This window comes from Nonomuraea sp. NPDC049784 (assembly GCF_040659615.1).
GTDB lineage: Bacteria > Actinomycetota > Actinomycetes > Streptosporangiales > Streptosporangiaceae > Nonomuraea.
On record NZ_JBFAMX010000421.1, the window covers coordinates 1 to 9,042 of the forward strand.

12 protein-coding genes are annotated in these 9,042 nt (G+C 68.1%); 5 read left to right on the top strand and 7 right to left on the bottom strand.

Translation table 11 applies throughout. The annotated features are described in order from the left end of the window. Positions 1-1,194, bottom strand: a 1,194-nt coding sequence (locus AB0J09_RS45945; RefSeq protein WP_360706044.1) for a PLP-dependent aminotransferase family protein, incomplete at its 3' end; no start/stop codon positions are given. 132 nt (positions 1,195-1,326) lie between these two features. On the opposite strand from AB0J09_RS45945, the gene AB0J09_RS45950 reads away from it, so the two are divergent. The 3 genes from AB0J09_RS45950 to AB0J09_RS45960 all read left to right on the top strand — a co-directional run bounded on the left by AB0J09_RS45950 (position 1,327) and on the right by AB0J09_RS45960 (position 3,853). Continuing rightward, positions 1,327-2,145 carry an alpha/beta hydrolase gene (locus AB0J09_RS45950; RefSeq protein WP_360706047.1) on the top strand — a complete coding sequence of 273 codons (819 nt, stop codon included), beginning with the start codon at positions 1,327-1,329 and terminating at the stop codon, positions 2,143-2,145. A gap of 5 nt (positions 2,146-2,150) precedes the next feature. Next, the gene (locus AB0J09_RS45955) at positions 2,151-2,906 is read left to right on the top strand and encodes an SDR family oxidoreductase (protein ID WP_360706050.1); all 756 of its coding nucleotides are present in this window, start codon (positions 2,151-2,153) and stop codon (positions 2,904-2,906) included. A 290-nt stretch (positions 2,907-3,196) separates the two neighbouring features. Further along, positions 3,197-3,853: a maleylpyruvate isomerase N-terminal domain-containing protein gene (locus AB0J09_RS45960; protein WP_360706053.1), complete on the top strand. Its 657-nt coding sequence runs from the start codon at positions 3,197-3,199 to the stop codon at positions 3,851-3,853. Positions 3,854-4,015: 162 nt separating this feature from the next. Here AB0J09_RS45960 and pyrE read toward each other — a convergent pair whose 3' ends face one another. From pyrE to AB0J09_RS45975, 3 genes are all read right to left on the bottom strand, one after another. Then, entirely contained in the window at positions 4,016-4,552 is a 537-nt protein-coding gene (gene pyrE / locus AB0J09_RS45965; protein WP_360706056.1) for an orotate phosphoribosyltransferase, read from the bottom strand. 132 nt (positions 4,553-4,684) lie between these two features. Then, positions 4,685-5,236 carry a GNAT family N-acetyltransferase gene (locus AB0J09_RS45970; RefSeq protein WP_360706059.1) on the bottom strand — a complete coding sequence of 184 codons (552 nt, stop codon included), beginning with the start codon at positions 5,234-5,236 and terminating at the stop codon, positions 4,685-4,687. Further along, positions 5,220-5,384: a hypothetical protein gene (locus tag AB0J09_RS45975; protein WP_360706062.1), complete on the bottom strand. Its 165-nt coding sequence runs from the start codon at positions 5,382-5,384 to the stop codon at positions 5,220-5,222. Before AB0J09_RS45975 ends, AB0J09_RS45970 begins: the two co-directional genes overlap by 17 nt. A 199-nt stretch (positions 5,385-5,583) precedes the next feature. Here AB0J09_RS45975 and AB0J09_RS45980 point away from each other — a divergent pair, with 199 nt between their 5' ends. Next, positions 5,584-5,871: a DUF1905 domain-containing protein gene (locus AB0J09_RS45980; RefSeq protein ID WP_360706065.1), complete on the top strand. Its 288-nt coding sequence runs from the start codon at positions 5,584-5,586 to the stop codon at positions 5,869-5,871. Positions 5,872-5,982: 111 nt separating this feature from the next. Here AB0J09_RS45980 and AB0J09_RS45985 read toward each other — a convergent pair whose 3' ends face one another. The 3 genes from AB0J09_RS45985 to AB0J09_RS45995 all read right to left on the bottom strand — a co-directional run bounded on the left by AB0J09_RS45985 (position 5,983) and on the right by AB0J09_RS45995 (position 8,189). Next, positions 5,983-6,567, bottom strand: coding sequence for a DUF664 domain-containing protein (locus AB0J09_RS45985; RefSeq protein WP_360706068.1), 585 nt, complete (start codon positions 6,565-6,567; stop codon positions 5,983-5,985). A gap of 463 nt (positions 6,568-7,030) precedes the next feature. Continuing rightward, entirely contained in the window at positions 7,031-7,729 is a 699-nt protein-coding gene (locus AB0J09_RS45990; protein WP_360706071.1) for an SDR family oxidoreductase, read from the bottom strand. A 13-nt stretch (positions 7,730-7,742) separates the two neighbouring features. After that, the gene (locus tag AB0J09_RS45995; protein WP_360706074.1) at positions 7,743-8,189 is read right to left on the bottom strand and encodes an SgcJ/EcaC family oxidoreductase; all 447 of its coding nucleotides are present in this window, start codon (positions 8,187-8,189) and stop codon (positions 7,743-7,745) included. 389 nt (positions 8,190-8,578) lie between these two features. On the opposite strand from AB0J09_RS45995, the gene AB0J09_RS46000 reads away from it, so the two are divergent. Continuing rightward, on the top strand, positions 8,579-8,785 hold the full coding sequence (locus AB0J09_RS46000) for a hypothetical protein (protein ID WP_360706077.1): 207 nt from the start codon (positions 8,579-8,581) through the stop codon (positions 8,783-8,785). Positions 8,786-9,042: the final 257 nt, after the last annotated feature.

A 9,042-nucleotide genomic window follows, 5' to 3' on the forward strand; every position in this document is an offset into this window, starting at 1 on the left:
GGCGAACGCCGCGGCGGGAGTCACCGCGATCCCGCGTCGCGCGGCCGCGGCCACGAACGTCTCGGCCCGCCACGGTTCGGGCAGTTCCCACCAGCAGTGATAGGCACACGAGTCAGCCAATACGGCGAACTCGCCGAGCCGCTCCCGGACAAGAGCCTGCCGGTCCGCCGCGTCCTGGCGTTTGGCCTTCTCGATGTGCGCCGCCGTGCCATCGGTCATCCAGTGGGACGCGATCTCCAGGGCGAAGCGAGAGCAGGTCCAGACGCCCGATCTGATCGCCGTGGCGAGCCGCTCCAGAAGGGCCGGGGGTACGACCGCGAATCCCAGCGTCAGCCCGGGCGTGAGGCGCTTGGAGAGGCTGTCCACCACGATCGTGTTCTCCGGATGGTGCACCGCGAGCGGTGCGGGGTCGTCACGGAGGAAGGCGTACACGGTGTCCTCTATCGCGGGCAGGCCAAGGTCACGCAGGGTGGATGCCACGTCGGCACGGCGCTCGACGGACATGGTGGTGCCGAGCGGATTGTGCAGCGTCGGTTGCAGATAGACGGCGGAGAGCGGCGAAGATCGGTGAATCGTGCGCAACGCCGAGGGGATCAGTCCTTCGGCGTCCACGGGAAGGGGGACGAGGGTGACGCCCAAACGCGCGGCGATGCCCTTCACGACCGGGTAGGTCAGTGTCTCCACGCCGAGCCGGTGACCCACGGGAACGAGCGCGGAGATCGCGGCGGCGATGGACTGCCTGCCGTTGCCGGTGAACAGGACCTGCGACGGCTGCGGCGCCCACCCGGGACGGGACAGGAACGCCGCCGCGGCCCGGCGCGCCGGCGGGGTGCCTGACGGGCCCACAACGGCGCCCAGAGCGTTCGCCGGCAGTTCCTTGAAGGCGCGGGCGAGCAGAGACGACTGTCCGGGCAGTGTGGGGAAGTTCAGTTCCAGATCGGCCCACGCGGTCGCGGGTTCCGCCAGCGCGGGCTCCACAGGTGCCTCGCCAGCGCGGACGAACGTCCCTCTGCCCACTTCGCCGACCGCGAGGCCGCGCCGGATGAGCTCCTGGTAGACCCGAGCCGCAGTGGACGTCGCGATGCGATGGCGGCGGGCGAAGTCCCGCTGAGGGAGGAGGCGTTCGCCCTCACGCAGCCGCCCCGCACGAATGTCGGCCTCGACGGCGTCGGCCAGACGCCGGTAGTCATCCATGGCATCTCACCTTACATTGCACCGAGAACATTGTCCCCTATTGCACCGATGCATTGGGCGCTCATAGCCTTGAATTCATTCACGCCCCACTCGGAGCAATCCTTGGTCGTGGGGCCCGATCTCAGGAGCACGATGAGCACTTTCCTCTCCGACGGGGTCGCGGTGGAGTTCGATGATGTGGGCAGTGGCGACGCCCTCGTTCTCATCCACGGCCACCCGTTCAACCGATCAATGTGGCGTCCTCAGGCCGAGCGCTTCAGCGAATCCGGCTGGCGAGTGGTCGCACCGGATCTCCGTGGCTACGGCGGGAGCGCCGTCGTCCCCGGCAAGACCACGCTGGATGTCTTCGCCGCCGACGTGGCCGCGCTCCTCGATCATCTCGGGATCGACGAGGTCGTCATCGCCGGCTTGTCCATGGGCGGGCAGATCGCCATGGAGTTCTTGCGGCTCTTCCCGGAGCGGGTCCGCGGTCTGGTGATCGCCGACTCGTCTCCACGTACGGACAGCGCCGAAGGCAGCCGACTTCGCCTCGACACGGCCGATCGTGTGATTCGCGAAGGCATGGCGGACTATGCCAAAGAGATACTGCCGCGGATGATCGCGCCGTACAACATCGCTGAGTTGCCCGATGTCGCGCGGCACGTTCTGGAAATGATGAGGACGACGTCCGCCGAGGGGGCGGCCGCCGCCCTGCGCGGCCGCGCCGAGCGCCCCGACTACGTGGACGTCCTGCGACACGTCACCGTGCCCAGCCTGGTGGTGGTGGGGCGCGACGACTATTACACGCCGGTCACCGACGCCCTGTTCACGCGGAATCTCATTCCGAACGCCACGCTCGCCGTGATAGAGAACGCCGGCCACATGCCGAATCTGGAACGTCAGACGGAATTCAATGAGGCGCTCCAGCAGCTCCTTGACACCGTCTCGGCCGATTCGCCGAGCCGACGGTGACAGAGGTGGCAACCGTTTTCGTGACCGGCGCCAGCAGCGGCTTCGGCGCCGAGATCGCCCGTGGCTTCGTCCGCCAGGGTCACCGGGTGATCGCCGCCGCCCGCAGGACGGGCAAGCTGGCCGAACTCGCAGAGGAGCTGGGGCCGGACCTTCATCCGCTGCGGCTCGACGTGCGCGACCGGACCGCCGTCGAGCAGGCTGTCGCGACCCTGCCCGACATCGACATCCTGGTCAACAACGCCGGTCTGGCGAAGGGCATGGGCCCGGCTCACCAGGCGGACCTCGACGACTGGGAACAGATGGTCACCACCAACTGCATCGGGCTGATCTACTGCACCAGGGCGATCGTGCCGGGCATGGTGGCCCGCTCCCGCGGTCACGTGATCAATATCGGGTCGATCGCCGGCAGCTATCCATATCCCGGCGGGAACGTCTACGGCGCCACCAAGGCGTTCGTACGGCAGTTCAGCCTTAATCTGCGCAGCGACCTGCACGGCACCGGGGTCCGGGTCACCTGTATTGAGCCCGGCATGGCCGGTGAAACGGAATTCTCGCTCGTCCGCTTCGATGGCGACTCGCAGAAAGCAGGCGCCGTCTACGCCGATACGCAGCCATTGACGCCGGCGGACATCGCCGATTCCGTACGGTGGGCCGCGGCCCTTCCGCCCCATGTCAACATCAACACGATCGAACTCATGCCCACCGGCCAGAGTTTCGCACCGCTACAGGTCCACCGGGAGCCGCGAGAGAGCTCAGCGTAAGATGCCTGGCCGCTCCCCCGCCCCCGGGTGATCGTGTCCATCTCATCGCCAGGACCGCGGCCACCTGCCCCGGCTCGGGAACGCCATTACGCGGAGGAGATCGAGGCCATCGCCGTCTCGGCCCTGGCCGTCGCGGGCTGCGGGGTCCGTCGCGCAGGTACCGGCCGGAGGCACCCATTCCTTCACGAACCCCACCGAACGCCCCTCGCCCGCCTCCTCCTCCGCCTCTGACACGAGCCGACCGTCTAGATGCGCTTGTCCGCATTACGGCACCGCACTACCGTGCCGATGTGGATCTCTTCTCACGCTCCTGGACGGCGTTGCGCACGGCGGTCGCCGAACTCGCGGACGAGGACTTCGCACAGCCGTCCGGCTGTACCGGTTGGCTCGTCCGGGACCTGGTGTGCCATCTGGTCATCGACGCTCAGGACGTCCTGATCACCCTCGTGACCCCCGCCGAAACGGAACCGACCCGCGACGCGGTGACCTACTGGGACGTCGCCGAAACGCCGCCGACCGGCGACGACCCGCTCGACGCGCTGACCGTCCGGCTGGCCGCCGCGTACGAGGAGCCTTGGCTGCTCAAGTTCCATCTCGACGACGTCGGCTCCGCCGCAGGCCGCGCCGCCGAACTCGCCGACCCGAGCCTCCGGGTCGGCACCCGCGACGAGGTCCTCACCGCGGGCGACTACCTCTCCGCGTACGTCCTGGAGTGGACGCTGCACCATCTCGACCTGATTGCGCACCTCCCCGACGCGGCGGAACCGCCCGCGGAGGGGCTCGCCCGGTCCCGTGAGATGCTGGAGAAGATCGCCGGGACCGCGTTCCCCGCGTCGTTCTCCGACAAGGACGCGCTGCTGGTCGGCACCGGACGGCGTGCCCCGACCGACGCGGAGAAGACCGAACTGGGCGAGCTGGCCGCGAAACTCCCGCTCGTCCTCGGATGATCGTCCGGTTGAACGGGACCTTCGGCGCGGACCAGGGGCTTCGATCCTGAACAACGACAAGAGCGCCTGGTCACTGTTCTTCCGGGATCCATCAGCGTTTCGATCCCGGCGAGATGTTGTGCTGTCCGGATCCCGTCGAGCTCCGTGCGCGCTTGGACGCCGTCATTCCGAGGCGGTCGCGGCCGCCTCGAGGTCCTCTCTGGCGAGCAACGACAACAACGTGATCCCTTCGCCGGCCAGCGCCTCCATCCCGCCCTCCCGGCGGTCAATGACACACAATGCGTGGTCGACATGTGCCCCCAACTCGCGCAGATGGCGGGTAGAGATCACCACCTGGCCGCCAGAGGTCACAACGTCCTCAACCACCAGAACCCGGCGCCCGGAGACATCGGCGCCCTCCGCCAGCTTGCGAGTCCCGTACGCCTTCGCCGTCTTGCGGACGAACGCGCAGGGCAGGCCAACATGGCGGCCCAGCGCCGTGACCACGGGAATCCCGCCCAGCTCCAATCCGGCCAGCACCTCTGTACCCGCGGGCACCAGTCCCGCCATCTGGGCAGCCACCTCATCAAGCAGGGCCGGGTCGGCCTCGAAACGGTACTTGTCGAAGTACTCCGTCGCCGTGCGCCCTGAGCGCAGCACGAACTCCCCGGTCAGATGGCTTACGGCATAGATCTTCGACGCCACACTTTCGCTGGTCATGCTGAGGGACTCTACTTGTACGGCATCCCCACCTTGATCGAGCTTGCCCGATTCCAGTCGATGCGCCCCGGCCAGGTAGCGGCGGCCTCCTGGCGGCTGCCTTCCCCGAGTGGGCGTGTGGCGGGAACCTCGTCAACGGCCGGAGGCCTTCGGAGCATCCAGCATGCGAACCATGTGCAGCTTGGCGACGGCGCATCCCTCCACGATGATCGCGCGCGGCTCTCGACCCCATACCTCGAACCCGCATGACCGGTACAGCCGTTCGGCGGGCACGTTCCCCTCCGAGACGGTCAGCCCGACCTGCACGAGCCCGTCCACCGCGGCCGCCAGCTCCAGCACCCGCGTCACCAGCGCCCTGCCCAGTCCGCGCCCGGTGGCGTGCGGCGCCACGGCCATGCCGAACAGCGTGCCTTTGTGGCGCTCCTGCGCCCGCTCCGGCACCGCCAGTCCGGCGATGCCCACCAGACTCCCCGCCAGGTACGCGCCGATCACCGCGTCGTGCGGCCGGCCCGCCGCGGCCAAGCGTTGCTCCGTCGCCGACAGCGGCTTGGCGACGTCCTCCTCGAAGCTGGAGGTGAAGGCCGTGGGTGCGTCTCTCAGCGCCTGGAGCCGGAACGCCCGGTACTCCCCGGCGTCCCGCACGGTCAGGCTGCGGATGACGACGCCTTCAGGCGCGGCGGACACGGGTGCACCTGGTGATGTATGACATGGCGATCTCCTCGCGGTCTTCGAGGTCCGGATGGGCGCCGAGAAACTCCTCCACGTCGCCGAGCAGCCGGGCGCGCCGGCTGTGCTGGTGCATGATCTCGCCCAGCTCGGCCAACCACGGCACGGCCTCGTCCCTGACGTTTCAAAACAGTCCCAAGGTACCGCCGGGCACAAGGACGCCGGCCACTTCCGGCACGGCCGGGGCCGCGCTTGGCTGCGGCATGAGCGGATGGACGCCGTCGGCGTCGATACTGCTCGGACGGTCGCTGGCGCCTGGCCGCATGGGCGCGCCTCCTGGACCTGACGGCTTCTATCCTGTGTCGATGAACTTGGAGTTCAGCGGCGAGATGTGGTTCTGGAAGGGGCCGGCGCCGTGGCACTTCGTCACCGTTCCGGACGAGGAGTGCCACGATCTGGAAGCGACCGCTGCGGTGGTGAGCTATGGCTGGGGCATGATTCCGGTCACGGCTCGAATACGGGGAACCCGATGGAAGACGTCGCTGTTCCCCAAAGACGGGCGCTACCTCGTGCCGGTGAAAGCGGCGGTGCGCAAGGCCGAAGGGCTCGACGTGGGGGACGTGGTGACCGTTCGTCTGACCGTCGATGTCTGACACAACCGCGTGAAGCTCGCTGTCCGCGGCATGACATGCACATCGGCCGTTCTTATGGACTGGTCTGCGAGCTTCGGTCGTCCCACGACGCCTCGATTGCCGGTACGCCGGTCAGCTGCGTAGGCGTGGCCGGTTGGACTTCGCGTGCCATCCAGCTGGAGGGTCCTCGCCGACCAGCCCGTCCACGGCCTCACGGAGCAGGTCGGCATGCCCGGTGTGCCGCCCGTACTCCTCGATCAGGTCGCAGAGCAGCCGGCGCAGGCTGACCCGGCGCCCGTCGGTGTAGGTGAGGTGGACGAGCTGGTCGAGTCCGCCGGCGGCCAGAGCCGCGTCGAGCCTCGCCCGGGACCGTTCGACGGTGGCGTCCCAGAGCGCGTAGAGGTCTTCGGGGGTGTCGTCGGCGGCCGAGTTGAAGTCCCAGTCGGGGTCGGCATCCCAGTCTGCGGTGTCCCACGGCGCGCCCAGCGGAGCGCCGCTGAGTTTGGTGCTGAATATCTGCTCTTCGGCGCATGCGAGGTGCTTGAGCAGGCTGCCCAGCGTCAGCGAGGAGGCACCGATGCGGGCCTGCAGCCCGGCCGCGTCGAGGTGGTCGGCCTTCCAGCGGAAGGTTGTGCGCAGGCGGTCGAGCGCACCGACGAGGTGCTCGGCCTCGGTGCCGGCGAGGGGCGGTTCCCACCAGTAGTCGCTGTTGGTCATGGCGCCACCGTAGACCCCATTCCGGACGTTCTGCTTCCGGCTTCCGCGATGTAGGGCACCCACTTGAGCCTTTCCGCGCGTGCCCGCTGGTCGGCAGGCACTCATCCGGCCGGCCTCGTAATGTCCCGACCGTGACGGTGATCCCGTCTGACCCGACCACCGGGAGTCCTTTGCTGCTCTCACTCATCGAAGGCCTGTACTTGCGCGGCCGCGCCAATCTCCCACCGACGCCAATGCGGTGGTCACCGCATTGGCGATTTCGGTCGTCTCCCTGATGTACGCGTTACGTAGCAGGATTAACTTGGTCATGTAACGCCGCAGGACAAGGGCCTCTGCGAGGGCGCCCAATGGGCCTGCGGGCGCGGCGAAGACGCCTTGGATCGGCTGGCCGTCCGAAACTCATCGGCCGCCGGTGGAGGTGCGCCGACCGCCGATGAGTTCTCGTCCGCCCCGGACCGGCTGCTCAGCCGGCGGTCGAGTAAAGCCGGGCCACTCCGCCGGCCAGGTTCGTCTGGACCTGCCGTGCGTCTTCGTCGGCGAGGATCTCGATGGAGCCCTCCTCGAGTGCGTCGAGCGACAGCGCGGCGATCACCGCGGGATCGCTCTTGGGAGCGTCGACGGACGCGACCATGTCGGTGTCCATGTATCCGACGTGCAAGGCGGCGACGTTCGTGCCCTGGGCCGCGAGCTCGAGCCGCAGTGCATTGGTGAGGGACCACTCCGCCGACTTGGCCGCGGCATAACCGCTGTAACCCGGATAGGTCACCCACGACAGCACGGACAACACGTTGAGGATCGTGCCGCCCCCGTTGCCGGCCAGTTGCGGGGCGAAGGCGCGGCTCACCGCGAGCGTGCCGAAATAGTGGGTCTCCATCTCCAGGCGAATATCCTCCAGGGAACCGTCGGACACCGACGCGCCCGTATAGGAACCCGCATTGTTGATCAGCAGTGACACGCCTGACGTCTTCTCCGCCGCGGCGGCCACCGACGCGGCGTCCGTGACATCGATCGCGATCGGGATCACCCCTGGCACATCTAGTGACGCGACGTTCCGGGCACCGCCGTACACGGTGGCGCCCCGGGCCACGAGTTGCTCCGCGAAACGCCGGCCCAACCCGCGGTTGGCGCCGGTGACAAAAGCCGTGCTTCCAGCTATCTTCATCGATTCTCCTTGGCTATATCGCGGTTCCGGCAGGGCAGCTGTGGTAGGCCTCGACGAGCCAACCGTCGTCGCCCCTGGAGAACGCCCATGTCGCCAGTTCCCACCGGTCGGCCGGAGGCTCTGGCTCGCCTGGGAACACGGTCACGCTCCGGGTGATCACGATCGCTGTGTCCGCGTCGAGAAACCGGACGTCCTGGGCCGTATGAATGCGCTTCGAGTCCTTCAGCGGCATGGCGAAGGCATCGGCCATACCGGCTCGTACAGCGGCCTTCCCCTTCAGGTACACCCCAGGAAGGATCACGGCCGCGTTTTCCCCGTACCACCTGACGAACGCGTTCGCGTCGCCCTCTGCCCATGCGCTGGACGTCGCGTCGAACACAGCGAGCAGAGCACGCTCCTCGGCTTGAATCGGCGAGCCGCCGCCACCAGCGTCTGCCCGTCCGTTCAGATCCGGACTCATCTCATCCCTCTTTTCGGAACTGCCGGCCGCCCTTCGGCGGCCTTCACTGAACCGACGCAGAGGGCATATCGATTTGGACCGCTTCGCCGGTCGCCGTGCGCGACGGTCGCTCAGAGGTCCCGCGCGAGGACGTGATGGCCCTCATGGACGAGGAGCGATGCCAGCCGCTCGAACGCCCAGGCACCGTGTGCGCCACCGTGGACGAGCACGAATATCTTCGTGTCCTGTCTGCGGGGACCGTCTGCTCTGTGCGGAGATTCAATGCTGTCTCCGGGCTGCTCAGGCGGGGGTGACGGCGTAGTCGGTGGCGCCGCAGAAGACGCCGGCGTTGCGGCGGGCGAACTCCGCGAAGGTGGTCGGGGATCCCCCATGCGCGAGGGCCGCTGAGCATGAAAGCGGGCTTCGACCCGATTCGAGCCGCCGAACTGCGCGGCGTCCACGAGTTCCGCATCGGCGACGAGACCTACGTCGCCGAAGTCGCAGATAACGGCCTACAGATCCCCACCCGAACCGGCACCGTGCCCCTCGACGGCGACGAATACGCCCAACAGCGCCTCATCGACCTTCTCCTGGCACCGTTCTCACCTCGCCGTTAGAAGCGGACGTTCATCGACCCGGGCCGGGGCCGCGGCCCCTCCGATCCCGTGCTCAAGGGAAGCAGCTCGCGGGTGTGCCGCTCAGCGGGGAGACGCGGCGATCTGTACGCGGTGGCTGTCGTCGCCGGAGAGGAACGACGCCAGCGCCCGCCCCTGCTCGGCTACGGCGGTGCGGTCGGCTATGACCGCGCGCATCGCCGTACGGACGAAGACCGGGATGAGCAGCGGGCCGATCAGGTAGGAGCCGTGCCGCATGA